We start from the raw sequence: 26,460 nt of genomic DNA, 5'->3' as shown, positions 1-26,460 counted from the left end.
GAGTACGAATATGCCTACCCCAAAGAAGGGCGCCCGTTTCGGCGGCTCTGCAAGCAACCAGAAGCACATTCTGTCTAACCTTGCTGCAGCTCTCATCGAGCACGGCGCTATCAAGACCACTGACGCCAAGGCTAAGGTCCTGCGTCCGTACGTCGAAAAGCTCATCACCCGCGCAAAGTCTGGTTCTGTCCATGACCGCCGCGAGGTACTGAAGCACGTTCCTAACAAGAACATTGTCAATTACCTATTCGACGAGCTGGCAGAGAATTTTGCTGGCCGCGATGGTGGTTACACCCGCATCATCAAGCTGGAGAACCGCGCAGGCGACAACGCTCCAATGTCGCAGATCTCCCTCGTCCTCGAGGAAGTTCAGCCAAAGGAGTCCAACCGTTCCGAGCGCGTTGCTGCTTCCAAGCAGGCTGAGGATGCTCCGGCTGAGGAGGCTCCGGCTGAGGAGACCGAGGCTGAGGAGGCTCCGGCTGAGGAGACCGAGGCTGAGGAGACCGAGGCTGAGGATGCTCCAGCAGAGGAGACCAAGGCTGAGGAGACCGAGGCTGAGGATGCTCCAGCAGAGGAGACTAAGGAGGACGAGGAGAAGTAATTCTCCCTCCCACTTCACGCCCCCTGCACCGCGACACCGCGGAGTAGGGGGCGTTGCCTGTTGTTCCTGTCGACAGATCCGGACAGATCAACCGCTCAGCTAGTGGGCTTGCTACCGTTAGTCTCATTATGGAGACTGCCCCCACCGCAACTAACATCGTAACTAACACAGCAACTAACAGCACACAGCCAGACGCAGGCGAAATCCGGCGGCTGCGCCTTGACCTTGCTTATGACGGCACCGACTTTCACGGTTGGGCACGCCAGAAACCTGGCGCTGATGGCCCTGTGCGGACGGTGCAGCAAACCCTCGAAGATGCCTTAATGACGATCCTTCGGGTGCCGGTTCGCCTTACTGTTGCAGGGCGGACAGACTCCGGTGTTCACGCGGCCGCGCAGGTGGCGCATTGTGATATTCCCATCGCGAGCCTTGATCAGCGCACCATCGATGGGGACCCCACCAGGCTTGTTCGCCGGCTTGGGCGGTTTCTTCCAGAAGATATCCGGGTTGATCAGGTTGCGTTCGCACCCGCGCATTTCGACGCTCGCTTTTCCGCGCTTGCACGTACTTATCATTATCGTGTGACCACGCATCCGGGCGGTCCGCTTCCGATGCGTGTCCGCGATACCGCTCATTGGATCAAGCCTGTTGATCTTGAGTCGATGCAGAATGTGGCGGACTCACTTGTCGGTTTGCACGATTTTGCGGCGTTTTGCAGGCCTCGCCCGCACGCCACCACGATCCGGGATGTGCAGTCATTCACCTGGTGCGATATTTCCACCCCTTTCGAACCGCAACTTTATGTCGCGGAGATCACCGCTGATGCGTTTTGCTGGAACATGGTTCGAGCTCTCGTGGGTGCGTGCTTAGCGGTGGGAGAGGGGCGTCGTGACCAAGTGTGGACGCGGTTGCTCCTCGGAGAAGACAAACGTAGCCCTGATGTGCCGCTTGCTCCGGCTCGTGGCCTGACAATGATGGGGGTGAGCTACCCAGCAGATGATCAGCTTGCTGCACGCAACTCTGTTACTCGGGAAAAGCGGGACCACAGTGAATTCAGTTAAATCAGGGACCACAGTGAAGTCAGGGACGTCAATGAGAGACCTAGGGGCCTGTCCAATGCTTAGGGGACTCGGCTGTAGGCGCTACACTTTCGAGAAGTAGAACGACTGGGTTGAGGGAGACGACTGGGACGATGGGTGTCGCTGCAGCGGTGTGGGTAGCATTGGCCGTGCTTGTGCTGCCCGGATTTCTCGTTGCCTGGATCTCAGGATTGAAAACACCGGCGGCGATGTTTGCCGGGATGCCCGTCACTTTCGGCATTGTGGGGCTTGCAGCCTGGTTCTGGGGACTGACAGAACTGCCGTTTGATTGGGTCACGTTCATCCTGGTGTGGCTGGTTGTCCTTGCACTCGCGGGGGTGTGGCGGTTCATGTTTACCATGAAAGCACGCCGCAATCGGGCTGTGTCCTGGGTAGATGCGCTGTGGCCTGGCGGTTGGCGGCGCGACAGTATCGTGGATCCCACGTGGATCGTGCCCACTATCGGTGTAGTTACTTCCGCATGGTTGCTGATCAGCGCGAAGCTGCGGTGGCTTGAAGACCTGCCTCACGATATGGGCAACATCTTCCAGGGCTGGGATGTGCAGTGGCACGCCAATACGGTCCGTTTTATCCTCGAGGAAGGAATAGCGTCGCCCTCGCGGATGGGAGAGCTACAAAATATTGAGTCGCAGGCACAGATGCTCTACCCGTCTGGTTTCCACGCGACTACCGCGTTGATCGCTGAGGCAACTGGATGGGATCCTATTGAAGCAGTCAACCTGATGAGCATCGTGGCCCCAGCTGTAGCGCTCCCCCTGACCATGGTGGGAGTTGTGGCCGTGGTCGTCGGCACGCGTTCTGTTCTTTTCCAACTAGGCGCTGCGATCGCTGCGATCGGGGTGTATGCCTCGCCCGTTTTGACCTGGATCGGTGACTATGTGGGCGCGTGGCCATATCTAGCGGCTGTAGCCTTAACGGGTGTGGTGACCGCGCAATTTGTGGGTGTGGTGCACCGCCATGTGGGGGCGTTTGCGACGACGCTGGGTTTTTTGGGCGTGGTGCAGTTGCATCCATCTGCGGTGACAATCGTGGCGTTGGCCGTTGGTCTGTACTGGTTGCTGCATTTGCTTTTCTCCCCGGCACAGACCAGGCTGCGAGATTTCATCTGGCTGGTCGCCCCAGCTGCTGCAGGCGTGTTGTTGTACTTGCCGCAATTGCTTTCGGGTTCGGAGCAAACTGAAGAGGTCAGTTCTTTCGTTGGTGATGAATCGGACACGCTCAGTGAAGCGTGGGCAGATTCTTTCTTGATGAATACCCGGCACGTGGATGACTTCTTCCTGGATTGGGATCCCACCGTTGTGTTGTGGCTGGCTTTGGTGGGTGCTCTGTGCGCCGTTGTGTGGCGCCGCCAAGTGTGGCTGTTGGTGACGTACTTATTCTTCTTGGTCATCACGGTGGTTTCTTTGTATCCCATTGATGGATTTCTGGGCGATGCTGCCACGGCGGTGGGTGCGCTGCATTACAACATGGCGCACCGCTTGATCATGCCGGTTGCCATTATTGTGTTCGCGATGGCGGGGTTGGGCGTGGCCGTGCTGATCCGCCTGCTCACCATAGCGCCAGTGGCGGTGCGCAAAGACAGCCGTGGCTGGAGGCGTGCTACGACGGCCGCGTCTATCGTTGTAGGGCTGCTCGTCGGGTGGGGGGCGGTGTGGTGGGTCACCGAGACGACCGACTACGGTGCCCAAGAGGCATTCGAGGCTCCCCGGGCTGAGCAGCGCATGGTTAATGATGATGATCGCGCTGCCTTTGACTGGCTAGCTACTCAGCCCGCGGCGTACGAGGGATTGACAATGGGTGAGCCTGCCGACGGGCATTCCTGGATTTACGCCTACAACGGTGTGCCCACGGTATCCCGCCACTACATGTGGCCGACAGGTGGGCGTGGTTCCAACACGGACGCCTTGTACTGGGAGGCCCACTTGTTGGGCGAGGGGAAGCGGGGTGCGCCTGATGCCATGAATGAGGTGGACGAGGCCGCCGCGGAGCTCAATGTGAAGTTTTATGTGACCAGCCCGTGGAGTTTCTGGGCCTTTCAGAAACCACGGTGGGAGATGTTGCACGGGTTGTGGACTGCTGATGGTGCAACCCCGGTGTATCGCAAGGGCAATACAGTGATCTTTGCGGTGAACGAGGCGTTCGCGCCTTATGAAATCGCGTTGATGAAGTCCGACGCACAGAAGGCTGGTTCTGATCCGTTGCCGTCCAATGTTGCTGCGGTTGAGGGCTTGGGCACCACGCCGTAAACTAAGTAGCACTGCGCTTTGAGAGGGGCTTGCGCCACGGAAAAATTTCGGGGGGATTTTTATGACTAATTTGTCAGATTCGGCATCACTTCATGGTGATAGGACATTTCTGCCTACCACCAAGGCGCAGGTTTCGGGCCATAGGTTTTTACGCCGGAGGGTGGAACACGGCTTGCTTTATGGCGATATCCGCATGATCCATGATCCTTTGACTGCGCGGAGGCGCGCCGCGATCCTCGGGGTTGTCGCTGTCGTTTTGATTGGGGCGGTGGCTGGCTTATTAGCCTGGCTCAAGCCGAATGCGCAGCCGGGAGACTCGCCGATTGTGCGGGCGTCGTCCGGTGCGCTGTTTGTGCGTATCGACGATTCCTTGCACCCGGTGACCAATGTGACGTCCGCCAGGCTCATTGTGGGCGAGCCGGCTGAGCCTGCCTCCATCGGTGACGGGCACTTGGCAGAATCTCGGCTGGGGGTGCCGGTAGGAATCGTGGCGGCGCCCACGGTGTTTGCGCCGGAAGATGCTGCCGATGTGGCGTGGTCTGCCTGCACTGACAGTGGGGATAGTTCTGTGACGGTGGTTGCTGGGCCTGCGCCGTCTGCCTTGCAGGATGGCGAGGCGGTGGTGGCAACAGACGGTGAGCGCGAATGGTTGCTGACAGCGCAGGGGCGGGCACTGCTGCCTCAGGATTCCTCGCCGCAAGCCCGTGCGGTGCGCCGCGGGCTGGGTGTTAGTCCGGACACTCCTCGCTGGCAGCCCCCGTCCGAGGTTTTAGAAGCTGTGCGTGAAACGGCGCCGATTACTGTGCCTACTCCGGTGCCTGAAGTTTTGCACGTCGAGGAGGAACAGTGGTTGCTGCAGCCCAGTGGGGGAGTGCAGAAGATCACGGCGGCCCAAGCGCACGTGCTGGAAGGGGCGGGGGCAGAAGCGCGGAAGCTGACCCGCAAGGAGTTGGCGGCGTTTGCTGACGCCACCGAACCTACCGTATTAACGTTGCCGGAAAAGGTGCCTACCCTGTCGGATCCGGCCGCGATGACTGTCTGCGCAACGGAGCGCGGAGGTGTCGGGGTTTTTCCTTTTGGTCACACGTTGCCGGGCGCGGTTGAGCTGTCGGGGGCGTCGGTAGCAACTCAATTCCGAGGCTTGAGCAGTGGGGCTATCGGGGTGGATACGGGCCATAGTTTTCATGTTGTGTCGGGGGCTGGTGTGCGGCATGCTGTGGAGAGTCCGGAGGTACTTTCCGTGGTGGGCGCATCGCGTGTCGACGAGGCGCCCTGGGCAATTCTGCGGCTGCTTCCGGAGGGGCCTGACTTGACTCAGGAACGGGCCAGCCGGGCCACCTACTAAAGCCGCTTACTACACCGTAAGGTGCGAGTGGCCGCGCGATGTGGTGGGCCACTTTCTTTCGGCAGGCAGACTCCCGGCAGAAACTCAGCAGGAAAAAACTATACTTGCCCGTTACAGTAGTATTTCATGAGCTTTACATACAACCTCGCCAGCCGGGCATTGCGATGCGCTGGCACTGTGTCCAACGTGCTGGGTAATACTTTTTCCTCGCGCAGCGTCGACGCAGAAGAGATTCAACCTGTTGGGTGGCAGGCCCATCGGCGGGGTGTGGAAGCGCTGGTGGAGAGCTTCGCTGCAGTTCCAGATGGCCAGCGTGTTCGGTTGGCGAAGAAGACGTCGAACGTGTTTCGCGGTCGCAAGGGCAATTCTGCAGGGCTGGATGTTAGTGGTCTAGGTGGGGTGATTGAGGTTGATCCAGTAGCGCGCACCGCTGATGTTCAGGGGATGTGTACGTATGAGGATCTTGTCGACGCGACTCTTCCACATGGGCTTGCACCTTTTGTGGTTCCGCAATTAAAGACCATCACCTTGGGCGGGGCTGTCACCGGAATGGGTGTGGAGTCCACGTCTTTCCGCAACGGTTTGCCGCATGAGTCCGTCATCGAGATGGATATTTTAACAGGCACCGGCGAGATCATTACCGCTTCGCGTGAAACCAATGTGGATTTGTATCGGAGCTTTCCCAACTCCTACGGCTCGCTGGGCTATGCGATCCGCTTGAAGATTGAGCTTGAGCCGGTAAAGAAGTATGTCAACCTGTCCTATGTGCGTTATCACGACCTTGCGCGTTACCAGGAGGCTATGGCCGAATATTCGGAGAACGGCACCTTTGAGAACGAACCGATTCACGGCCTGGATGGGGTGTCGTTTTCGCCGGAAGAATCGTACCTGATCATCGCGCAGACTACTGACGATGAGGGACCTACCTCGGATTACACCCGTGAACGGATTTTCTACCAGGCAATGCGCCACCCTGATGGGGTGACGCGTGACCGGTTGAGCATCCGGGACTATATTTGGCGGTGGGATACGGACTGGTTCTGGTGCTCCCGCGCTTTCGGGGTACAAAATCCCCAGGTGCGTGCAGTGTGGCCTCGTGAATTGCGGCGCAGTGCATTTTACTGGAAGCTGATTGGGATTGACCGCAAATATAATGTGGAACACAACCTGGTTAACCGTCCGAAGGGTCTGCCCCACCGCGAGCGCGTGGTCCAAGACGTCGAGGTCACCGTAGATAAGACCGCCGAGTGGCTGGAGTGGTTCTTCGGTGCTTGCGATATTCAGCCGGTCTGGTTGTGCCCCATCCGCTTGCGAGGCAGCTCTGAAGAGCTCGTCGGAAAGGGCGAAAAGACCAGGGATGAGGACGCGCCGTGGCCCTTGTACCCGCTGAACACAGGAACGACGTGGGTAAACATGGGGTTCTGGTCGGCGGTGCCCGGCGACCATGTCTCACCCGAAGCCAAGCCCGGCGCTTTTAACAAGGTTATTGAGCAGAAAGTGTCTGAGCTGGGTGGCCATAAGTCGCTGTACTCGGAGGCGTTTTACACCCGCAGCCAATTTGAGAAGCTCTATGGTGGTTCGTTACCAGACGAGATGAAGCGGGTCTACGACCCCGATGGTCGTTTCCCGAGCTTGTATGACAAGACCGTCGGTGGCGCGTAACTCTTATTTGTTTAACTCTGAAAGTGAAGGATGAATAGTCACAATGACAACCCCGTTTGTTCCCCTGACTGTGGCCGATATCGTCGATGAATTCATCGAGGGAGAGAACCCTTTCCGCTGGGAGGCTTTCGATGGCTCGTCGACAGGCCCGGAAGATGCCAAATACACTGTGCGGATTAACTCGCCGGAGGGCTTGAGCTATATCGTGACCGCGCCGGGTGATGTGGGCCTGGCCCGCGCATTTGTTACCGAGGGGTTGACGGTAGAAGGCGAGCACTTGGCCCACCCGTATGGCATCTTTGATTCTTTGCGTGAGTTGTACCGCAAGATTAAGAAGCCTGATTTTAAGACGATGGCGCGCGTGATGCGCTCGTTAGGCTCGATGGGGGCGATCCAGATCCAACCGGTTCCGGATGTGGAGGAGGCCAGTTGGTTAGAGCGCACCATCCGCCAGGGCCTATCGAAGCACTCCAAGGAGCGCGATGCGGATGTGATTTCTGCGCACTACGACGTAGGCAATGACTTTTATGAGCTGTTCCTCGGCGATTCCATGACCTATACGTGTGCGATCTACCCGCACGAGAACGCCACGTTGGAAGAAGCGCAGGAGAATAAGTACCGCACCGTCTTTGACAAGTTGGGTTTGAAGCCCGGCGACCATCACTTGGATGTGGGCTGTGGTTGGGGTGGCATGGTCCGCTACGCTGCACGCCAGGGTGTGCATTCGCTTGGCGTGACGCTGTCGAAGGAGCAGGCGCAGTGGGCGCAGGCCAAGATCAAGGAGGAGGGCTTGGAGGAGTTCGCGGAGGTGCGCCACATGGATTACCGCGATGTGCAGGAATCTGAGTTTGATGGCATTTCCGCCATCGGCATCCTCGAGCATATTGGTGTGGATAATTACCGCGATTTCTTCACCTTTTTGCAGGACAAACTGCATGTGGGGGCAAGATACTCAATCACTGCATCACGTACCCGGATAACCACAAAACAGCCAAGGGCACGTTCATTGACCGTTATATCTTCCCCGACGGTGAGCTGACCGGTTCCGGCATGATCACCCAGGCGATGCAGGACATTGGGCTCGAGGTTGTCCACACGGAGACCTTCCGCTTCGATTACATGCGTACGCTGCGCGACTGGTGCGAGAATTTGAAGGAGAACTGGGAGGAGGCTGTCGAGCTGGTCGGCCTGCCTACCGCGAAGCTGTACGGCATGTACATGGCCGGCTCGGAGTGGGGTTTCGAGCACAACGTGGTCAGCCTGTACCACTTCCTAGGCGTGAAGCTGGCCGAGGACGGCACCCGCGTAGATACCCCGGAGCGCCGCTGGTGGGCTGACACGACAGCGGAGGAGTTCCACTCGGCTCAGGGCAGCGCTTAACGACGACCGGACGTGTCGGCTGGGTGGTCTACAATATGGGGCATGATCCGCGTGCGTCCTACTGTGAAGACTCTCAAAGCCTTGAATCAGCTTGACCGTCTTCCTGAAAGCGTTAAGACACCATATCTGGAGGCGCGACGCACTGAGGATGAGGTCGCCAAGATAGGATGGCTGTCCCAGGCGTGCATAGCAGCGGAGCAAGACGTTGCATTGTTGTCGTATTGTGCGGATCGTTTTCGTGCGTCAAGATTTGAGCAACATAGGGCGATGTCTGCTGAGGCTCACCTTCCGGTGTTTGAAGCGCGTGACACTGTTAGTCCGGCCATTCGCGGTGCGGTGATCTACGACGAGTCGACTGACTGCTATTGGTTAATCCATGTGGACCGCCATGATGAGTTTCATAAATCCGGTGCGACTAAGATCAAGGGGCTTAAGGCTGCGGGTTCGCTAGGGCCGAGTTCTGCTGACGTAAAAATACTTGAGCACGCAAGGCAAGAGGAATTGTGGGCGGACTTCCGTGTCGCCACTTTACGGGCGCTGATTGATGCGCTGCGGGGGAGCCTGGAAGGTCGGAGTGAGAAGGCTTTCACAGTTTGTTTTCCGCAGACAGACAATGTTTATGAGTTGTCGGTGTCCGTGGATGCGGTAGCGGATGACGCGTGGCTTGAAAGCCGTCCGGAGGCTGACTTCGACATGGTCGTCCTCATAATTCCGGCGGAGCGTATGTCGCCCCTGGATCTCCAGGAGTTGCTCCGCACGTGCGTACCGTTTGTGCAACCTGATGAGTGCTTGATTGAGGCTCGCTATGGGAAGAACTATGAAGCTCACATGGTGGTTGCGAGGGGTAAGATCCATCAGATTTTGGGTACTGCTTCGCATGAACTACCGACGCAACGGTGTGACCCTCCAGCACCGTCCGTCATTCACTACACGCATAAAAACAGTCTCACCCGTGCTTATGTGGAGGGTCTAGCGGTCGAAGCAGTGTGTGGGCGTTGGTGGGTGCCCGTAGGCGACGACAAAACACACGCCCACCTCGAAGTCTGCCCGGATTGTGCGCGCGAAGAGCCTATTGCGCAGTTCTTTTATGATCTTCAGCAGGGGCGAATCGCTATAGATCGTTAAGTTCGTCAATCTCATCCTTCGTAAGCTCGACGGTAGGTCCGGGCTGGGAAGTGGAGTGAAGTGCATTGGCAAGAACTTCTTTGCCGCGACGATGCTCCTGCATGAAAACCTTGAGATCACTCATTGCGATACGACGGTGCGTGCCGACACGGCGGAAAGGTAGCGCGCCCGTGTCCATGAACGACAGGAGGTGTGGACGGCTCACTTTGAGCAAGTGTGCGGCCTCGTTCGGAGTAAGTTCCGCATCGGAGGAAAGAACGTCAACGCCGATGCCATCTTCGTGTGCGAAGATAATGCGCTGCAGGACCACGGCGAGGGAGGATGTAGGGTCAGCATTGATGAGGGCTCGGAGCTGATCTAGGTGTTCGTTGGTAAGCGTGGCGGTATCTAGGTGAGCGATAGTGGGTGTGGGCATAGTCAAGTCTCTTTGTGCGAGCGGTAGATTAGGAAAATAGATGATGTAACTGTAATAACTGTAACCGCTGTAATATCTGTAACTATATCGCAGGATTTACGTCTTGTAAACCCGGAACCACGTGGGAACTAAACCCGGTCCCTGATCACGATCATGCTTCAGAACCTCACGTAGAGGTGAGGTAGGATCTGCGGATGCCGATCCCCAGCACGAGCAGGGCTAACAGCCCGCCGATGGTGGCCAGCAGCCAGGTGGCTCGGCGAAAAGCGAATGAATCTGGCTGTTCGGCCATCTGGACTTCGGCCGGGTGGGCTGTAGGTGCTGTCGCCTGTGCCGGGCCAGCCGTAGAAATTGCCTGGTAAGGGTCGAGATACCCGCCAGTAGGTTCGGCCGCGCGGTACAGCCGCTGGCGCAGTTGAGCAGGAGTTTCCTCAGGGAAACGCTGTTGCAGGAGTGCTGCAGTACCGCTGACCACCGGAGCGGCAAAACTGGTGCCCACAAACTGCTCCAATCCAGACTGCTCTCGCGGATAAATGCCCGAGGCAAAGCCCTTACCGGAAGGTGACAGCGCAGCTGCCGGTACACCCGCCGCAGACACCTGGGCCTGGTCATCGGGCACGCTCACCGAGTAATCAGCAAGGGTATAAGCGCCATTGCGGGCACCCACCGCTACCACCGTGGGTAAATGGGCAGGATAAACAAACGAGCCGTCGGGGCAGGCTTCCGACTCATTACCAGCAGCGGCGACCACCACCGCGCCGGCATCCTCGGCGCGGGCTAAAGCATCGCGCAGCACTTTGTCATCAACGCGTGCGGACGCAGGAACACACGACACTACTGAGATGTTGATCACATCGGCATTGTGGTTGACTGCATCATGAATCGCATCGGCTAACGAGGCCAAGCTTCCTGGACTGCCGGGATCCTCAGGGTTGAAGCGGAAATGTCCGGATGTCTGGCGGATCGCCACAATGCGGGCATCGGGTGCAATCCCATGGTCAGCTCCCGCGATGATGCCTGCGACAACTGTGCCGTGCCCATCGCAATCGTGCAACGGATGAGGGTGCTCAGGTGTGACAAAGTCGGCGCCAGGAGTCAGCCGCTGAAGCTGGGGATGCGCTGCTACCCCGGTATCGATGACCGCTACCGTCGTCCCAGCACCCGTGGCCAGGTGGCGGAGGGATTCCACCTCGGAAGATACCGCTGGCGCATCGATCGGTTCTGGGATGACACAAGCAACGTCCTGAGCAGCGGCAGGCGGCAACGCCACAAGTGGCAGCGCCAGAAAGCCGACTAACGCTAACGCACGTACCCATGCAAGCTCCCACGGTTGGCTGCTCATCCCAGGCCTCGAATCATGGTAAAAATACCGGCTACGTGGATAGCTAACGGGATCACAGCAATAATCGCTGCTTGTTCTGTACGCTCGAACCACACCACTGTGGTGGGTTCGAGCCGTGAAACAAGTCCCGCCCATAATGGTGCCGCCATCACCGCCAGAGCAATAGCTATGCCAAAGGCGAGGACAACAGGGTGCCCGACGTCGCGGGTCAGCGACACAGACGCAACCGTGACTGCGACGATGGCCACCGCCATCAGGGACATGCGTGCGATAGGCGCGTTATGCCGGGACGCATGAATCACAATCGCACCCGCCAAGCAGAGGCACAACAACCATGTCCATTCGCCACCGCGCCACGCGAATTGGGCAAAGCCCGGCACCATCCCGATGGCAACGCCGAGATACATCCCATCGCTGATCCGGTGCGCGGCTTGTGCCCGCAGGTCAACATCGGACTGGTGGTCATTCGCATCGGGCAGCGGCTCGCCCGCGGTAGGAACACGCGGAATCCTTAAGCCAGCCAGTTGAGTTGCCACACCGGGAACAGCCATGATTACCAGCAGCCCCACCAACATGGATACGGCTGCGGACGCAGATCCACCAGGTAGCCACGCGCCGACACACCCACTGAGCAGCACAAGGCAAGCCGTTGCGGTGGTCGTCGTCACGCGTGTTCCCACAAGACGGAAGTACGCCGCAACGCCGACCGCAACCAGACAGGTGCAGCACGCAACCGCCACTGCCACCGCGACCGCAGTAGGGCTGGACTCGCCCCCGGCAACCCAAACGCCAGTAGCCACCCCGGCGCCGACAACTGCGGCTGTCATTAGCGCCTGGCCTGCTGTGTAAACACCCAACAGCAACATCACCACCGCAACGATGGTGCAAGCCACAGGCACCGGAAGTACCACTGAAAGAAGCGCGATGAGACCTACTGCCACCACAATTGATGTTGCCTGCTCCAACGCCGGCGACCGAGGTAAGGAACCAGCCTGCACCACCAACGCCTCGGCGGCGTCGCGCACCACCGGGGGTTCATAGGGGGCCTCCGGGCGCATCACGACGACTGAACCATCCGCGATGTCGAGATTATGCAGGGGAGCGTGCTGGTCCAACGGCTGCCCCGCAACCGTGGTGAACTCCCACGGCCTTTCAGACGGTGGGGCGTCGATGAGGTCGGTGAGTTCCGGCAAAATCTCCGCCAAACTCGAAGAACTAGGAAGCGTGACATCCGTCGCCGAATGATGCTGGCCATTATCGAGCCGCACCGTCACGCGGACCACATGGTGCATGGCTGAAGTCATCGAAAAATACCCCCGAATTCATCGTTGTGCGATCCCCTCACCGCACGCCTGTCTTCATTGTGGCCTAAGATAGCTGGCGTGTCCACAGCAACGGGGGACTGGTCGGGGTGACCAGTCGGCTGAGACAGCCACATACAAGCCATATACAGGCCAGATTCAAGGCACCTACAAGGGGGGAACAGTGCTTGGTGTACACCAAGATTTTGTCGTAGCGCCGCTCTCACCGTCGCAGAAACAAACCGGCCCAGCGCTACCGCAAGGCACGCTCAAAGCAGAGCCGGTTCCAGAAGCGCAGCGGCCCACACCGGAACCACTCATGCGGATCATCATGCCCATCGTCATGATCGGCGCTTTGCTGGCCATTGTGTTGATCATGGCGCTATCCGGGCGCGGAATGAGCCCGATGATGCTGCTCTTCCCACTCATGATGGGGATGAGCATGCTGATGATGGTCTCCCCGCCGGAAAAAACAGGCGATATCGACGAACAGCGCCGCATCTATCTACGCCATCTTGACGCGCTCAGTGCCCAGGCACGAGACCATGCACAACAACAGCGTGACCATGAGCTCTTCCACCACCCGCATCCTGCCAAGCTGTTGACAACTGTCGATCCTGCGCGCACGTGGGAGCGGGGCCAGCAGGATCCACGCGTTGGGGAGGTCCGTGTCGGCCTTGGCGTGGGGTCATTAACCACGCCCATTGATGTTGATGATCCTGGCTCTACGGAAGACCTCGACCCTGTGTGCGCAGTGAGCTTGAGGCGTGCCGTAGCAGCAGTCAGTTCTGTTCACGGTATCCCCATTGTGGTGCAGATTCAGGCGTTTAGGATGATTACGTTGTCCGGGCCTGGCGCGTGGTCTACGGCGTCATCCATGCTCGCGCAACTGATGTTTTTCCATGGGCCTGAAACAGTGGGGATCACCAATCGGTGCTCACAAGGGATGGCTGATTGGTTGAAGTGGACAACGCATACCCGCTCGCCCGAGGAAGCTGAACTGCATATCACCGTGGTGGACGTGGAGTCACCGCACTTGTCGCACACAGTGGTGCAAACGGAGTCGTCGACAAGCGAAAATCGAGATTCTTCGCGCTGCACCTTCGTGATCGCGCCCGACCCGCAAGATCCCATCCACCGGTTTGCTGACGACGAGGGCATCCACGTGCATATCGACGACCACGTCTCCGTCTTCACCATGGTCGGGGAGGAGCGGCTTGGAACCCCTGACGATTTCTCCATCGCCGACGCAGAGCTTGTCGCCCGCAGGCTCGCACCTCTGCGGCGCCCCGAGGCCGGTGAGGGAAGTGGGGCCAACAACGAATTGATGGATCTGCTGCGGATGCCTGCCATTGACCAGATCAGCCCCCGCGCACTGTGGCCCGGCCGTGATCTCGCCCCCAATCGCCTCAAGGTACCGATCGGGATTGATGAACACGGCATGCCGGTACAACTCGACCTCAAAGAATCAGCCCACGGCGGAATGGGGCCACACGGACTATGTATCGGTGCGACAGGGTCCGGAAAGTCGGAACTGTTGCGTACCCTGGTGGTTGCACTGGCCACGACTCATTCACCGGACGAACTGAACTTCGTGCTCGTCGACTTTAAAGGTGGAGCCACCTTCCTTGGGTGCGAAGATCTTCCGCATACCTCGGCGGTGATCACTAACTTGGATAATGAGGCAATCCTGGTAGAGCGCATGTACGACGCCATCTCCGGCGAACTCAACCGCAGGCAGGAGCTGCTGCGACATGCGGGCAACTTTGCCAATGTCACCGATTACACGACAGCGCGGCTTAGCAACCGCCCCGATCTCGCACCTCTTCCCGCACTGGTGATTGTTGTCGACGAGTTTTCTGAACTGTTAGGGCAACACCCGGATTTCGCTGATCTTTTCGTGGCGGTAGGTCGTCTCGGCCGTTCGCTTGGAGTCCACCTACTGCTGGCATCCCAGCGTTTGGAAGAGGGCAAACTTCGAGGACTCGATTCCCACTTGTCGTACCGCATCGGTTTGAAAACATTCTCCGCATCCGAATCACGCCAGGTGCTTGGAGTATCCGATGCCTACCAACTGCCGTCTTCTCCAGGGGCCGGTTATATCAGGGCGGATTCCGCTGAACTGACACGCTTTCAAGCCGCGTACGTCTCTGGCCCACTGGCACGCCGGGGAGATCCAGTAGAAGGCGGTGACCGCAGAGTAGCTGTGCAGGAATATACCGGGTGGGACCAGCTCACCGCAGCTCCAGACACACCAGTGACTTTTGACGATTCCACCACGCTGCTCCACGCAGTGGTGGAGCTTGCCCGCACCGCTGCCACTGAGCGAGAACAACGTGCACACCAGGTCTGGCTTCCACCGTTGCCTGCCGCGATCGAACTATCCCAAGTTGCTGGAAACACCCGCAGAGGCGAGATGAGCCCCGGCGGTCCCCGCCAGCTACGAGCCCCAATTGGCATCGTGGATCTGCCGTACCACCAGCGCCAAGACACCCTGATGGTGGACTTGACCCGTGCCGGTGGTCATTTCGCCATTGCAGGCGGGCCCCAAACAGGAAAGTCCACGGCGCTGCGCACCATTGTTTCCTCTCTTGCGCTGACAACGGGAACAGATGATCTTGCCTTCTACATCATCGATGCTGGCAGTGGAGACTATCAGGACCTGCACCGGTTGCCGCATGTAGCTGGCATTGCCACGCGGCATGAACCAGAAAAACTGCGGCGCATTGTCGATGAAGTAGCCGGATTTTTGGACGAGCCAGCAGGCCGACACGTGGTTTTGGTCATCGATGGTTGGCACGCATTGATCGGCCCGGACCAAGAATTCGACGACTTACGAACCGCTTTAGCCCGCCTCGCCTCCGATGGTCCAGCAGCAGGGATCCACCTCGTTCTTTCTGTTCAGCGGTGGACATCCCTGCGCTCGTCGATACGCGACCTGATTGGCAACAAAATGGAATTGCGCCTGGGTGAAGCACTGGACTCCCAAATCGGGCGGAAACAGCAGCAAAAGCTGCCTGCTGCCCCAGGCCGCGGTCTTGATGCTGACGGGCGCATGATGCTCGTTGCGCAAACCGCCAAGCAGGACGTGGCCCACATCGTCGCCGAAGCGAAGCGTGCGGGGATGCTGCCAGTTCCGCAACTTCGAACGCTTCCCGCACACATTGAGTGGGGCTCCATCCAAGGGGATAATGCTGCGCCGGTAATAGGCATCGGTGGGCCGGATCTGGCGGCGCTGACCCTACACGGCCACCACTTCTTTGTTACAGGGTTGGCGGAATCCGGAAAATCGACTGCGCTGTTAACTCTAATGCGCTGGGTGGAAACTCAGCCACGGGACACGGCGCGGCTCGTGGTCATCGATCCGCACCGCGCCCACCTCGGGCAGCTGAACGAGGACATGGTTGCCATGTACGCCGCAACCACTGAGGCGGCGGCGAAGGCTTGCTCCCAAGCCACGGCCACCCTGCGTGCCCGCCTGCCTGGCCCCGATGTCACCGCAGAGCAGTTGGCTACGCGCTCATGGTGGACTGGCCCGGATATCTACATCGTGATTGATGATCTTGACCTAGTTCCTGATGAGCACCTCCGGCCGCTGCTGGAACTATTGTCGCACTCCGCCGATATCGGCATGCATATTTTCGTGGCCCGCAAATTTGGTGGTGTGGGGCGAGCCCTCCACGGCAGATTCCTGGCATCGCTGAAAGATGAACAACCCACCGTTGTCGTGCTCGACGGCAATCGAGAGGAGGGCGCTGTCTTCGGAGTTCGAGCCAGTGCACAGCCACCAGGTCGCGGGACTTTGGTTGCAGAAGACGCCATCGTTGGGATGGTGCAGATCGCCAGCACAGTTGCGCCGCCACAGGCCGCAGGAGAGGATTCAAAGTGACCACGCCAACTACACTGACCATTACTGTCTCGCCGTCGGTCACGATCATCGACGCAGACACCACCTATTTCCGCTACGACAACCCAGGTCCCGCTGAGCTCGTTGGATACTGTTTGCAGCTTATCGACGATGATCCTGCCGGCTACACCATTGTTATTGATGCTGCCAAGGACTTCGCCTCCGAGGTTAAAAGCTTCGCAGAAAAGAAGGGCTTTGCCGTGCGCGCGGTTGCGCGTGACGACGGCACCCCAGGCACTTCGATGCCACCACCTGCCGAGGCACAGTCAGCAGAATCTGAAGCCGTCGAATCTATAGAAGCTGTGGGACACATGGAACCCGCACTTTATCCATACGAGGACGTCCCAGGAGAAATCACAGGACTGATCCGACCCGTGGAGGAGCGGAAATCGTCGACACGCTCGCGCGTACCTGTCCTCATCCTGGGGGCAACGGTTGCCATTGTCTTAGGTGCCGGAATATGGGCGGTGGGGATGAGTACGCAGGCTGCCCCACCTGCTATCCAGGCCGGGGAGCCGCCTGCTGTGAAGGACAGTGTAGAGCACAGCGTAGAGCCCGCCCCTGAGGCGTCGAGGAGCGCTGCGCCGATTACCTCCAGCCCCGCTGTATCAGCTCCGGAGACGGTGGTGTTGGCACAAAACGGCCTTGAAGTGACCCTTCCTGCAGGTTTTCACCTCGAGGCCGACGACGATATGTGGAAAGCTGAAGGCGATGATCCAGATTTCCGCCTCCAGCTTGCAATTGATGACCTGTACGGTCTGCCTGCTGAAGAACTGCTGAAGCAGGTCGAGCGTGAGGTCAGCATGGATCCGGAGCTGGAGTTAGTGGCGGTTGATGACCGTCATGTTGAATACCACCAGTATGCCGTCGATGGTTCTGAGGCACAGTGGGTGACCTGGGTGGAGGCAGGCGTCCAACTCTCCGTGGGTTGTCACTCACGCTACAGCCCAACCACGGTACAACGAGCAACGTGCCAAATGGCGTATGAATCGGCTCGCTACACCGCCCCCGATGCGGCGCTCTGACCTGGGTAAATAAACTTTCTCAAAGTTTTTTTAAAAATGAGGGAACCGAACAAGCACTTTGACAGTCCAATACAAGTAGAAAGACCGCCTTGGTTCTTTCACTCATACCAACAGCCCACACGGGCACTTCACAAGGGGGATTTGATCGCAATGAGCGAGCCAACAGGTAGCGCAGGCCAGCAGTTCCAAACAGAAGCTGAGGTCATGCGCACTGCCGCAAACCACACCGACGATGTTAACGGCGCTGTTCGCGCAGAACTTGCCCGCGTTCAGGATGTTGCCGAAGGTACCCGCGCCTACTGGACTGGTAGCGCGCAGCTGACCTTCGCCAACCTCATGGCGCGTTACGACGACGCTGAGCGCCGTCTGGGTGAGGCACTGACCGATATCGCTGTCAACATCCGGTCCAACGCTGGCAACTACGAAGAAACGGAAACGGTCAACGCAGAAGCATTCCAGTCCATCATGCCCAATGAGGGCCTTCCGCTCTAACACTCACTCAACTACTACACCTGCACACGAACGAAAGGACACCTCATGTCAGAAACAATCAAGTATGGGTTCAACAACCTCGCCGCGGCTTCGGAGGACATCGCATCAAGCGCCCGCAATGTTGCAGCCGAACTGGATGAGCTGAAGAATGTGCTTGCCCCCATGGCTGAAAGCTGGGTCGGCGAAGCAGCCGACAGCTACTGGATCCACCAGAAGAAATGGGACGACGCGGCACATGAACTCAATGAGATCCTAAATACCATCGCGGATAACGTCCGTCAGGGTTCTCTTCGGATGGAGGGTATTAACTCGGCCATTGCGCGTAGCTGGTCCGGGGCCTAAAACCGGAGCAGATAAACGCAGATAAACACAGAAAAACACAGAAAAAACAGACTTGTGGCCCACTCTCCATCACACACAGTTGTGGATTCGTGAGGGCAGATACGACGCCTGAGAGCCATGGGCCACTACTCAACTTCAGTACTTGAGGCGCGCAGGGCTGCGCACCACTGGTGCTGAATACCCGGGGGAGACGCGGTTGGGGGACCGCGCACCACACCAAACGCCGCCTGAGTTTGACCCCATAGCTCAGGCGGCGTTTGGTTTTTGGGGTGAGTGTCCCGTATTCTTCTATACCTGTGTGTTCCCACGCACGCGCTCGTCGTTAAGCGCCAATCGTTGATCTGTCGCTCGACGAAGGAGAGCGACGCACACTCCACGGGTCTCCACCGGCCGCCGCAAGGAGTGAGGGGGCACAAAGATTGTACTGGCCGGCAGCCATCGAGACAGACTTCAAAGGAGTCATGCATGTCTACTTACCACCCGAAAAGCGGTGACATTACCCGTAAGTGGTACGTCGTCGACGCAACCGACGTGGTGCTTGGCAAGCTCGCTTCCACCGTGGCAGACCTGCTGCGCGGCAAGCACAAGCCAATATATGCGCCAAACACCGACACCGGCGATCACGTCATTGTGATCAACGCCGAGAAGATCCACATTTCTTCCAACAAGCGCGACCGCGAAATGCGCTACCGCCACTCCGGTTATCCGGGTGGTCTGACGTCCATGACCCTGGGTCGTGCACTGGACAAGCACCCAGATCGCGTCATTGAGGAAGCTGTGAAGGGCATGATGCCACACAACAAGCTTTCCCGACAGTCCATTAAGAAGCTCCACGTGTTCGTTGGCCCTGATCACACACACGCTGGCCAGAACCCAGAGCCCTACGAGTTCAAGCAGGTGGCACAGTAATGACCGAGGCAAACCAGAACGTTAACTCCGTCGAGGAACTCGACGACAACGTTGCAGACGCGGCCGACATCGCCGCTGCAACCGCTGCTACTGAAGAGTTCAACTACACCATCGGTGACGCGGTAGCGTCTGCAGACGATGCTTCCGAGGAGCAGGTCCAAGAGTTCGCTGCACCGCAGCTGCACGAGGGCCCAATCCAGACCGTTGGCCGTCGTAAGCGCGCCATTGCTCGCGTGACCGTGGTTGAAGGCTCCGGCAAGATCGTGGTCAACGGCCGCGAGTTCGAGGACTACTTCCCGAACAAGCTGCACCAGCAGGACATCTTGCTGCCTCTGACCACTCTTGAGCGGGAGAAGCAGTTCGATATCAAAGCAACGGTGCACGGTGGCGGCCCAACCGGCCAGTCTGGTGCACTGCGTCTGGCGATTGCTCGCGCGCTGAACATCTACAACCCGGCTGAGCGCCCAACCCTGAAAAAGGCTGGCCTGCTCACCCGTGACGCTCGTGCAGTGGAGCGCAAGAAGGCTGGTCTGCACAAGGCCCGTCGCGCACCTCAGTACTCCAAGCGTTAATCTCGCAAGCGTTAACCTCGCAAGCTCGGTTAACGGGACATGCGGATCGGTTAACGGAGAACTCGTTAACGCAGACCGCGAGCGCTTTACGACGAACGCCGCCTCGCTTCCCACTTTTTGGGAGCGAGGCGGCGTTTTGTTTTTTGAATTTGTGTTTGCTGGAATGAACGGCGAGCGCCGAATCTCATTTAAGACGTTCAGCATTCGGTACGTTGCTTGATGTCGACACTCATTATCTTGCAGCGTTGATGGAGGATAGTCCTGCGGCGAAGCACAAACGTTACTGCGGTACGGACAAATGTAAAGTGCAGCGAAACTCTCGCTACCGCTCACTGATCCCATCGGACTTGCGCGGAAGTTGATGCGGTCACATCTGTCGTTTCGGGGTAGTTGGTACCGTGTTTCCGCGTAGTTGGTACTGGCATTCCGTAGATCCGGTACTGTCTGGACCTTTGTTCCATAGTTGGTGTTGGCGATGCCGCCATGAGGCGGTGTCGTGTCGACATCGATATGGAAGGAGACGGTCTTTATGGCCAACTTCAAACACATCATGGCGATGTGTCTAGATGGGGCGAGTTACTCTCAGATCTCGCATACTCTAGGCTGTTCTCGTCGTGATATTTCTCGTGTTAAGAAAGTCATTGACCAGGAAGCGATCACCGAAGAGTCCTTTAAACAGTTGCCGCCTGGTTGGTTTGATGACTATTTCAGTGACGGTCGTACCACACGAAGTAGGACCTATGACCAGCCTGATTTTAAGGCTCTAGCCGATAGGCTCAAAGACGATAAGCATGTTACCCGGCATAGGCTGTGGATGGACTACCTATCGGCTTCGTGTGCTGATGGATTGGTGAAATACCAGTACTCCCAGTTTTGTGACGGTTTGAAAGAGTTCATTCGAGCCCAGGATCTCGTCGCGGTTATTGCTCATGAACCCGGCCAAGAGCTCTACGTTGATTGGGCTGGGGATAAAGTAGCGATCGTTGATCAAGCCAGCGGGGAGGTTGCGTTTAAGGCGTCGCTGTTTGTGGCGGTACTGCCGTATTCCGGTCTGCTTTTTGTCACCGCCGCAGCGAACGAAAAAATGCCGGCGAATCGGGCATCAAACTTTGAGGGAAATTGTTTCCGGTCGAACAACAAGTGCAGCTTGAGGGTTGAGAAGAAGGACTCTGCTACAGCGTTATCCCAACACGCACCGACCGCCCCGATACTAAGACGCACGTCCAGCCTTTCGGCGGCTTCTGTGAACTGTTTCGAGGTGTATTGTGAACCCCGGTCGGAGTGAAACACTGCGTTACCTGCCACATAGCCTGCTTGGTGTGCCATCATCAAAGCATCGACAACTAGTTGGGCACTCATTCGGTCACCGACCTGCCAACCGACCACCATCCTGGTGGTCAGGTCAATCACGGTGGCGAGATACATCCAGCCGTGGGCGGTGCGTAGGTAGGTGATATCCCCGCACAGGGAGGTGGTGGGCACAGCCGGAGTAAAGTGACGATCCAGCAGGTCTTCTCGGTAGTCGGCGCCGGGATCAGCAATAGTGGTGCGTTTATGTTTACGTCGATATTTAGTGATCAGCTGATTGTCGGCCATGATGAGAGCGAATATAATTCTGCGTCTTAAGAAAACCATGGGAAATTCGTCCTTAGGTAGATTGCTGGTTGATTTCTGGTCGACGTGAAGGCACCTATCCTGGTGCCACGTCCCTATTATTCGGTGGCCAGATTTACGTTGTTGGGGAATCCGAGCTTTCTTTTCGTTGAGGCCATTGGCCAGTCGGTCGCATCAGGACCTCCATCATCGCTCCTGCAGGTTGTGGGTCCCTGAAAATCTCTACGGTTATCTCTGCAGGATCCCAACTGTCAGGAAGATCTTTAAATCCATCGTCAAGCCGTCCTATGGCAAGTTCTGGGCTCTGCTTGATCGCCAAAAGAATTGTCAACACTTCCTCGCGACTTGCAAAATGAGAGTTGCGGCCATTTGCGCCGAGAGCATCTGAGATGCTCGTCCAATCTCCTATTTCCGCCATATCGTCAAGAATGTTGGTGATTATCTTCTCAGGGTTTGTTTCCATTTAACGCTCCTCCTCTTGCTTAATCGGGGGGGTGTCCCACCTCCAGCTCACCAATTGCCTGGTGGACTGAAGATGTTTGTCCAGCCTTTACCGCTTCAGCAGTTTCGGCTCCGAAACACAATATGGGTAGATTGTCAGGATTGCGTTTCAACACAATTCAACGCGATCGATACGGCCAAACGCTGGAGAGATATTATGACGTGTGCCGTCAACCACGATGTGACATGGTGAATCCGGACCAAAGGCCATAACTACCTTCACCCGGATATCGACTCCGCATCGATTGTAAACCTGAATAAAGCCCCATTCCTCAACAGCGTTTATACAGGTTGGAGCGAGATTTGCTGCATTGGCGGTAAGCCCTGCTTCTTTGTAATCATTTGGTGAAACTTCCGCAGTGATAGACTCCCACCTTTCGTCAGGCGACACACCCAACGAGCCGCCAGGCGAAAGATTAAAAGATTGCTCAACTAGCCTTGAAGTCTCATGGTTCACTTCTGCAAAAGCCGTTGGCTCATTCATTACGCCAACAAAGAGGGTGGCAGAAATTGCTCCTCCTAGTGCAAGTCCAAATTTCTTTAACGGCATGATTTCCTCCCTGTGAGTCTTGTCCTCAAGTAGGCGGAGTTTTACGAGATTTAGCCCGCCACACTGAGGGCCGGTAAAGTGATACTTGTTACAAGATTTAGCAATATGTGTCTCTAATCACAATAGTGGTCCAGAATTTTTTGAAGCATTTGATGCGACCACGCCTCATCATTCGGTCCGACGATCTTCGCAAAGGGAACGAAACGGCTGACTGCAGATGGGGTATACGCCTCATCACAAAGAAAACCACGTCTATTAAGGTCACGAAGAAACGTTAGATCGGCATCATAAACAGTGACTGGTCCGGGCTGAAGGCCAAGATGGCCTCCGGTGTGAAAGTAGATTGCATCGCCTTCGGTGGCGAAAAAGGTGGTTATCATGCCTGTGGGGTTGTCGTCAGTGGTGCGAATATCCAGCGGGGTCAAAGCGCGTGCGTTATGTCCTTCCCGCATGTGTACGTGCTCATTTGGCGCGATCCCATGTCAAAACTTTGATGATTGTTGCGATACCGGCTCCGACATCTATCCAATGCCACTGGGAAACGACTCCAGGAAGTGACGTGGGACACGCAATGTAGGAAGTTTCAATTGGCCATATTTCACATCGCTGCGTCACCCAGGCATAATAACAGGCATAATAGAATGCATGACTCGACTGTTTGGAACTGACGGTGTTCGTGGCTTAGCTAATGAAACACTTACTGCATCTCTGGCTCTTAAGCTCGGCGCGGCGGCGGCAAATGTGCTTACCAAGGATCGTGGATCGCATAAACGCCGCCCAATCGCACTGATCGGGCGCGACCCACGTGTCTCTGGTGAAATGTTGGCAGCAGCGATGGCGGCTGGCATGGCCTCACGTGGTGTGGACGTCCTGCGTGTTGGGGTTATCCCCACCCCTGGCCTGGCTTTTCTTACTGATGATTATGGTGCTGATATCGGTGTGATGATTTCCGCTTCCCATAACCCGATGCCGGATAATGGCATCAAGTTCTTCTCTGCAGGTGGAAAGAAGCTGCCTGATGATGTCGAGGATGAGATCGAAAAGGAGCTGGACCTGATCGGCGAGGGCGGCCCCACCGGTACTGGTGTTGGTCGCGTGATCGAGGAAGCCCCAGATGCGCAGGGACGCTACCTGAAGCACCTGAAGGAAGCCGTTGATACTGATCTGTCAGGCATTACGGTCGTTGTGGATGCCGCCAATGGCGCTGCCAGCACGGTGGCTCCGAAAGCGTATGCCGCAGCGGGAGCCGAGGTTGTGTCTATTTTCAACAAACCAGATGCGTTCAACATCAATGACAATTGTGGTTCCACTCACATGGAGCACATCCGTAAGGCTGTTGTTGAGCACGGCGCGGACCTGGGGTTGGCGCACGACGGTGACGCGGACCGTTGTCTGGCCGTGGATGCTGAGGGCAATGTTGTTGATGGCGACCAGATCATGGCGATCCTGGCGGTGAGCATGAAGGAGAAAACGAACCTGCGCAAGTCCACCCTGGTGGCCACTGTGATGAGCAACTTGGGCTTAAAGCTTGCGATGCAGCGCGAGGGCATCGAGATGGTGGAGACCGCGGTGGGGGATCGTTATGTGCTTGAGGCGCTCAACGAGGGTAACTTCTCCTTGGGTGGAGAGCAGTCTGGCCACATCGTTTTGCCACGCCACGCGACCACAGGCGATGGTACTTTGTCTGGCCTGATGTTGATGGCGCGGATGGCTGAGACCGGCAAGTCGCTGGCTGAGCTGGCAAGTGTGATGCAGGTGCTGCCGCAGATCTTGATTAACGTACCTGTGCCCGATAAATCCGCGATCATGAAGTCTGACGAGGTCATAGACGCTATTGCTGAGGCTGAGGCCGAGCTTGGTGACACGGGCCGTGTCTTGCTGCGTCCTTCCGGCACCGAGGAACTGTTCCGCGTCATGGTGGAGGCCGCGGAGGAAGAGCAGGCGCGTAAGGTTGCTGGGTGTCTTGTGGCAGTGGTGGCTGCGGTTTAGTTTTTCGCTTATCGACGAAGGTTCCATCAGAACTCAAAAACTTTTTGGGTTTTGATGGAACCTTTTGCCGTCTTTGGCAGTCCAATAAGGGGGAAGGCATTGTGATGCAGTGAGACTAACAATATGAGGGGGAGGCTTTGATGGCGGGTATGCATGCGGATCTTGACGCGATCCGGGCAGCGTTGCAACAAGCACACGATGAGGTGTCCACATTGCGGCGGATTGCGGAGAAGGATTCTCCTTTCTTCCCGGTGTCTGCTGCGGGCGCTGGGTTCGCGGAGCGCGGTGAGAGGTTGGCTGCGGCCTTGGAGGAGGTGCAGCAGGGCACGATCCGGCGTTTGGAGGCGCGGCTGCGCCACTTCGACCAGATTGCTGCCGCGACTGATGCAATCGAGGGCACAGAGGAAGAAAACGTGGGGGAGTTGAGTCGCAATGACATTGGCTAACCCAACAACGCTGGTTCGCGAGATTAGGCGTGAACTGAACGGGCACCAGATCATGCAGGCTGCGAACGCACACCAGATTGAAGTCGAGTTGAGTACGGTGGAATCGTCTATGAGCCAGCGCGAGGGGTTTGACGCAGGTGCCGTCGATCTGGCTGCGAGTGGGTTGACGGTGACGTCACCGGGGCGTGGCCGTGGGCGTGGCAGAGGTCGCCACAATCCTGTAATTGATGGTGTTTTGCATGCTATCGGGGAGAAGACAGTGGGTGTTCTTGGTGAACTCTTACCAGATTTGCTCGGGGGCATTGGCGGTGGTGCTCCTGGAGAAGCTGAGCAATGTTATCAGCAAAACCAGGTTGAGTACTCTGATTGTGTTGAGAACCTGATTGAGGATCTGTGTGCTGGTGCCAGTTCGATGAATGACATCGTGAAATCCAGTGACATGTCTCTGAGCTTGGTGTTAGGCGGTGTGCTCAGAGTGTTGAAGCTGACACGGTTCACACCTGTGGGGTTGCTTAGTGGATTTGTTCTTGACGCAGTTGTCAACGGCCTTATTTCTGCTGTTGGAACGAGTGACGATACGAACAAGTGCATCGCAACTGTTCTTGACCAGTTGGAAAAGAACTGCCGGGAGGTGTGCGAAGTTGACGAAACACCAGATCCAGGCCACCCCGTTGCTGCGCCTGAACCAGTGGCGCACCCTGAGGCTGGCGCTGCTGTGCCGGCGGAGAGCTCAAATAAAACTATCGCAGCTCAGCCTGCGGCCGGAATTCCTGTAGACGGAATCGACGTGCCTGGAAGTTCCCCCGAGATCCCTACCTTATCTGAGGCGATGACTACACACGCCGCATCGGCAGGCGGTTTAGAAATCAACTTCAATGTGAACATCGACGTCAACGCCACACTTGATCTTGCTGGTTTGCAAGACTTCAGCCCGCCGTCGGTAAGTACAGAGGACGTGACGCAGATGATGACAAGCCCGCTCGGTGAGGTGGGGGCAGCGTCGTCTTTAGGCGGGTTGGCGGCGCTGAATGCCGGGTTGTTTGAGGCGTGCGAGTGCCCCTTTGAGGTTGGTATTTCTGAACCTACTCCAGATCCCGTTCCCGCTCCAGATCCCGGCCCGGAGCCTGGTCCGCCAACCGAGGAGGGTGTGATCCCACCGCCGCCGGAGCTGGCAGAGGTTGAGGAACCCACCCCGCCACCGAAAAAAGGCGGTGGTGCGTTCATCGATCCTGAAGTTGTTCCTGCGGGAACACAGTCGAGTTCTTTGTCCAGTTCGATAGCCGATACAGCCCCAGACCACACCCCTACTCCTGAGCCCGATCCGGAGCCAGCGACGCGTGCCCGAAAGGTAGAGACGTTCTAATGGATTTCTACGAGTTTGCCGAACAGTTCCAGCGCCGCACTATGAAGCGCATGGCAGATTTTGAGGCCGCCCTGGCCAAAGCCCAATATCAGCTCGAGGAGACTGCCCGCCAGCAGGAAATTGCGCGCCAGATGAATATCAAAAAGCCGCCGACGATGTTTCCCAAGGGATCCATCCGCGGCGGCCGAGTGCAGGGTGTTCTGCGTAAAGACCCACCAGGTAAGGCGGGTTAG

General features: G+C 57.4%; 23 protein-coding genes and 1 pseudogene. 17 read left to right on the top strand and 7 right to left on the bottom strand.

What is annotated here, in order from left to right:
* Positions 1 to 10: 10 nt before the first annotated feature.
* The 7 genes and pseudogenes from rplQ to CKV99_RS09635 all read left to right on the top strand — a co-directional run bounded on the left by rplQ (position 11) and on the right by CKV99_RS09635 (position 9,459).
* Positions 11 to 601: a 50S ribosomal protein L17 gene (gene rplQ, locus CKV99_RS09665; RefSeq protein WP_092256345.1), complete on the top strand. Its 591-nt coding sequence runs from the start codon at positions 11 to 13 to the stop codon at positions 599 to 601.
* A gap of 128 nt (positions 602 to 729) precedes the next feature.
* Entirely contained in the window at positions 730 to 1,662 is a 933-nt protein-coding gene (gene truA, locus CKV99_RS09660; RefSeq protein WP_092256342.1) for a tRNA pseudouridine(38-40) synthase TruA, read from the top strand.
* A 110-nt stretch (positions 1,663 to 1,772) separates the two neighbouring features.
* Positions 1,773 to 3,947 carry a DUF6541 family protein gene (locus tag CKV99_RS09655; protein ID WP_231910007.1) on the top strand — a complete coding sequence of 725 codons (2,175 nt, stop codon included), beginning with the start codon at positions 1,773 to 1,775 and terminating at the stop codon, positions 3,945 to 3,947.
* A 61-nt stretch (positions 3,948 to 4,008) separates the two neighbouring features.
* Complete coding sequence (eccB, locus tag CKV99_RS09650; protein WP_092256336.1) at positions 4,009 to 5,292, top strand: type VII secretion protein EccB; 1,284 nt, start codon at positions 4,009 to 4,011, stop codon at positions 5,290 to 5,292.
* 126 nt (positions 5,293 to 5,418) lie between these two features.
* A complete protein-coding gene (locus CKV99_RS09645; protein ID WP_092256334.1) occupies positions 5,419 to 6,954 on the top strand; it encodes an FAD-binding oxidoreductase in 1,536 nt (511 codons plus the stop codon).
* A 43-nt stretch (positions 6,955 to 6,997) separates the two neighbouring features.
* A pseudogene (locus CKV99_RS09640) lies at positions 6,998 to 8,334 on the top strand (class I SAM-dependent methyltransferase).
* 42 nt (positions 8,335 to 8,376) lie between these two features.
* The gene (locus tag CKV99_RS09635; RefSeq protein WP_092256331.1) at positions 8,377 to 9,459 is read left to right on the top strand and encodes a DUF3039 domain-containing protein; all 1,083 of its coding nucleotides are present in this window, start codon (positions 8,377 to 8,379) and stop codon (positions 9,457 to 9,459) included.
* On the opposite strand, the gene CKV99_RS09630 is transcribed toward CKV99_RS09635, so the two are convergent.
* The 3 genes from CKV99_RS09630 to eccD form a co-directional block, all read right to left on the bottom strand.
* Positions 9,446 to 9,874: a helix-turn-helix domain-containing protein gene (locus CKV99_RS09630; protein ID WP_092256329.1), complete on the bottom strand. Its 429-nt coding sequence runs from the start codon at positions 9,872 to 9,874 to the stop codon at positions 9,446 to 9,448. The two genes, CKV99_RS09635 and CKV99_RS09630, sit on opposite strands and share 14 nt — an antisense overlap.
* 166 nt (positions 9,875 to 10,040) lie before the next feature.
* On the bottom strand, positions 10,041 to 11,216 hold the full coding sequence (mycP, locus tag CKV99_RS09625; protein WP_231910006.1) for a type VII secretion-associated serine protease mycosin: 1,176 nt from the start codon (positions 11,214 to 11,216) through the stop codon (positions 10,041 to 10,043).
* The gene (gene eccD, locus CKV99_RS09620; protein WP_092256327.1) at positions 11,213 to 12,520 is read right to left on the bottom strand and encodes a type VII secretion integral membrane protein EccD; all 1,308 of its coding nucleotides are present in this window, start codon (positions 12,518 to 12,520) and stop codon (positions 11,213 to 11,215) included. The genes mycP and eccD overlap by 4 nt, the downstream gene beginning before the upstream one ends.
* A 181-nt stretch (positions 12,521 to 12,701) precedes the next feature.
* Between eccD and eccCa the strand changes: the two genes are divergently transcribed.
* The 6 genes from eccCa to rpsI all read left to right on the top strand — a co-directional run bounded on the left by eccCa (position 12,702) and on the right by rpsI (position 19,764).
* Positions 12,702 to 16,406, top strand: a complete 3,705-nt coding sequence (gene eccCa, locus CKV99_RS09615) for a type VII secretion protein EccCa (RefSeq protein WP_092256324.1) — start codon at positions 12,702 to 12,704, stop codon at positions 16,404 to 16,406.
* On the top strand, positions 16,403 to 17,449 hold the full coding sequence (locus CKV99_RS09610; protein ID WP_092256321.1) for a type VII secretion-associated protein: 1,047 nt from the start codon (positions 16,403 to 16,405) through the stop codon (positions 17,447 to 17,449). Before eccCa ends, CKV99_RS09610 begins: the two co-directional genes overlap by 4 nt.
* Positions 17,450 to 17,599: 150 nt before the next feature.
* Positions 17,600 to 17,941, top strand: coding sequence for a WXG100 family type VII secretion target (locus CKV99_RS09605; RefSeq protein ID WP_092256318.1), 342 nt, complete (start codon positions 17,600 to 17,602; stop codon positions 17,939 to 17,941).
* Positions 17,942 to 17,986: 45 nt separating this feature from the next.
* Positions 17,987 to 18,283, top strand: a complete 297-nt coding sequence (locus tag CKV99_RS09600; protein ID WP_092256315.1) for a WXG100 family type VII secretion target — start codon at positions 17,987 to 17,989, stop codon at positions 18,281 to 18,283.
* Positions 18,284 to 18,748: 465 nt separating this feature from the next.
* The gene (gene rplM / locus CKV99_RS09595; protein WP_092256312.1) at positions 18,749 to 19,192 is read left to right on the top strand and encodes a 50S ribosomal protein L13; all 444 of its coding nucleotides are present in this window, start codon (positions 18,749 to 18,751) and stop codon (positions 19,190 to 19,192) included.
* Positions 19,192 to 19,764 carry a 30S ribosomal protein S9 gene (gene rpsI / locus CKV99_RS09590; protein ID WP_092256310.1) on the top strand — a complete coding sequence of 191 codons (573 nt, stop codon included), beginning with the start codon at positions 19,192 to 19,194 and terminating at the stop codon, positions 19,762 to 19,764. The genes rplM and rpsI overlap by 1 nt, the downstream gene beginning before the upstream one ends.
* Positions 19,765 to 20,751: 987 nt before the next feature.
* Here the strand turns inward: rpsI and CKV99_RS09580 are convergent.
* From CKV99_RS09580 to CKV99_RS15120, 4 genes are all read right to left on the bottom strand, one after another.
* Positions 20,752 to 21,360 carry an IS3 family transposase gene (locus tag CKV99_RS09580; RefSeq protein WP_157728425.1) on the bottom strand — a complete coding sequence of 203 codons (609 nt, stop codon included), beginning with the start codon at positions 21,358 to 21,360 and terminating at the stop codon, positions 20,752 to 20,754.
* Between the two features lie 133 nt (positions 21,361 to 21,493).
* Positions 21,494 to 21,841, bottom strand: coding sequence for a hypothetical protein (locus CKV99_RS09575; protein WP_092256303.1), 348 nt, complete (start codon positions 21,839 to 21,841; stop codon positions 21,494 to 21,496).
* A gap of 147 nt (positions 21,842 to 21,988) precedes the next feature.
* On the bottom strand, positions 21,989 to 22,429 hold the full coding sequence (locus tag CKV99_RS09570; protein ID WP_092256300.1) for a hypothetical protein: 441 nt from the start codon (positions 22,427 to 22,429) through the stop codon (positions 21,989 to 21,991).
* Positions 22,430 to 22,542: 113 nt separating this feature from the next.
* On the bottom strand, positions 22,543 to 22,881 hold the full coding sequence (locus CKV99_RS15120) for a hypothetical protein (protein ID WP_092256297.1): 339 nt from the start codon (positions 22,879 to 22,881) through the stop codon (positions 22,543 to 22,545).
* Between the two features lie 193 nt (positions 22,882 to 23,074).
* Between CKV99_RS15120 and glmM the strand changes: the two genes are divergently transcribed.
* The 4 genes from glmM (at position 23,075) to CKV99_RS09545 (ending at position 26,460) form a co-directional block, all read left to right on the top strand.
* Positions 23,075 to 24,418, top strand: coding sequence for a phosphoglucosamine mutase (glmM, locus tag CKV99_RS09560; RefSeq protein ID WP_092256293.1), 1,344 nt, complete (start codon positions 23,075 to 23,077; stop codon positions 24,416 to 24,418).
* 140 nt (positions 24,419 to 24,558) lie between these two features.
* Positions 24,559 to 24,864, top strand: a complete 306-nt coding sequence (locus tag CKV99_RS09555) for a hypothetical protein (protein ID WP_092256290.1) — start codon at positions 24,559 to 24,561, stop codon at positions 24,862 to 24,864.
* The gene (locus CKV99_RS09550; RefSeq protein WP_092256287.1) at positions 24,851 to 26,227 is read left to right on the top strand and encodes a RodZ family helix-turn-helix domain-containing protein; all 1,377 of its coding nucleotides are present in this window, start codon (positions 24,851 to 24,853) and stop codon (positions 26,225 to 26,227) included. Before CKV99_RS09555 ends, CKV99_RS09550 begins: the two co-directional genes overlap by 14 nt.
* Positions 26,227 to 26,460, top strand: a complete 234-nt coding sequence (locus CKV99_RS09545; RefSeq protein ID WP_092256283.1) for a hypothetical protein — start codon at positions 26,227 to 26,229, stop codon at positions 26,458 to 26,460. The genes CKV99_RS09550 and CKV99_RS09545 overlap by 1 nt, the downstream gene beginning before the upstream one ends.

This window comes from Corynebacterium cystitidis (assembly GCF_900187295.1).
GTDB lineage: Bacteria > Actinomycetota > Actinomycetes > Mycobacteriales > Mycobacteriaceae > Corynebacterium > Corynebacterium cystitidis.
This window is presented reverse-complemented; position numbering and strand designations above follow the sequence as displayed.

Coding starts and splice junctions, on each gene's coding strand:
- CKV99_RS15120 (WP_092256297.1), bottom strand. CDS start 22,881: ATGCGGGAAGGACATAACGCACGCGCTTTGACCCCGCTGGATATTCGC.
- rplM (WP_092256312.1), top strand. CDS start 18,749: ATGTCTACTTACCACCCGAAAAGCGGTGACATTACCCGTAAGTGGTAC.
- CKV99_RS09635 (WP_092256331.1), top strand. CDS start 8,377: ATGATCCGCGTGCGTCCTACTGTGAAGACTCTCAAAGCCTTGAATCAG.
- CKV99_RS09630 (WP_092256329.1), bottom strand. CDS start 9,874: ATGCCCACACCCACTATCGCTCACCTAGATACCGCCACGCTTACCAAC.
- CKV99_RS09545 (WP_092256283.1), top strand. CDS start 26,227: ATGGATTTCTACGAGTTTGCCGAACAGTTCCAGCGCCGCACTATGAAG.
- rplQ (WP_092256345.1), top strand. CDS start 11: ATGCCTACCCCAAAGAAGGGCGCCCGTTTCGGCGGCTCTGCAAGCAAC.
- truA (WP_092256342.1), top strand. CDS start 730: ATGGAGACTGCCCCCACCGCAACTAACATCGTAACTAACACAGCAACT.
- mycP (WP_231910006.1), bottom strand. CDS start 11,216: ATGAGCAGCCAACCGTGGGAGCTTGCATGGGTACGTGCGTTAGCGTTA.
- CKV99_RS09600 (WP_092256315.1), top strand. CDS start 17,987: ATGTCAGAAACAATCAAGTATGGGTTCAACAACCTCGCCGCGGCTTCG.
- rpsI (WP_092256310.1), top strand. CDS start 19,192: ATGACCGAGGCAAACCAGAACGTTAACTCCGTCGAGGAACTCGACGAC.
- CKV99_RS09605 (WP_092256318.1), top strand. CDS start 17,600: ATGAGCGAGCCAACAGGTAGCGCAGGCCAGCAGTTCCAAACAGAAGCT.
- CKV99_RS09550 (WP_092256287.1), top strand. CDS start 24,851: ATGACATTGGCTAACCCAACAACGCTGGTTCGCGAGATTAGGCGTGAA.
- CKV99_RS09555 (WP_092256290.1), top strand. CDS start 24,559: ATGGCGGGTATGCATGCGGATCTTGACGCGATCCGGGCAGCGTTGCAA.
- CKV99_RS09570 (WP_092256300.1), bottom strand. CDS start 22,429: ATGCCGTTAAAGAAATTTGGACTTGCACTAGGAGGAGCAATTTCTGCC.
- eccD (WP_092256327.1), bottom strand. CDS start 12,520: ATGACTTCAGCCATGCACCATGTGGTCCGCGTGACGGTGCGGCTCGAT.
- glmM (WP_092256293.1), top strand. CDS start 23,075: ATGACTCGACTGTTTGGAACTGACGGTGTTCGTGGCTTAGCTAATGAA.
- CKV99_RS09645 (WP_092256334.1), top strand. CDS start 5,419: ATGAGCTTTACATACAACCTCGCCAGCCGGGCATTGCGATGCGCTGGC.
- CKV99_RS09575 (WP_092256303.1), bottom strand. CDS start 21,841: ATGGAAACAAACCCTGAGAAGATAATCACCAACATTCTTGACGATATG.
- CKV99_RS09580 (WP_157728425.1), bottom strand. CDS start 21,360: ATGGCCGACAATCAGCTGATCACTAAATATCGACGTAAACATAAACGC.
- eccB (WP_092256336.1), top strand. CDS start 4,009: ATGACTAATTTGTCAGATTCGGCATCACTTCATGGTGATAGGACATTT.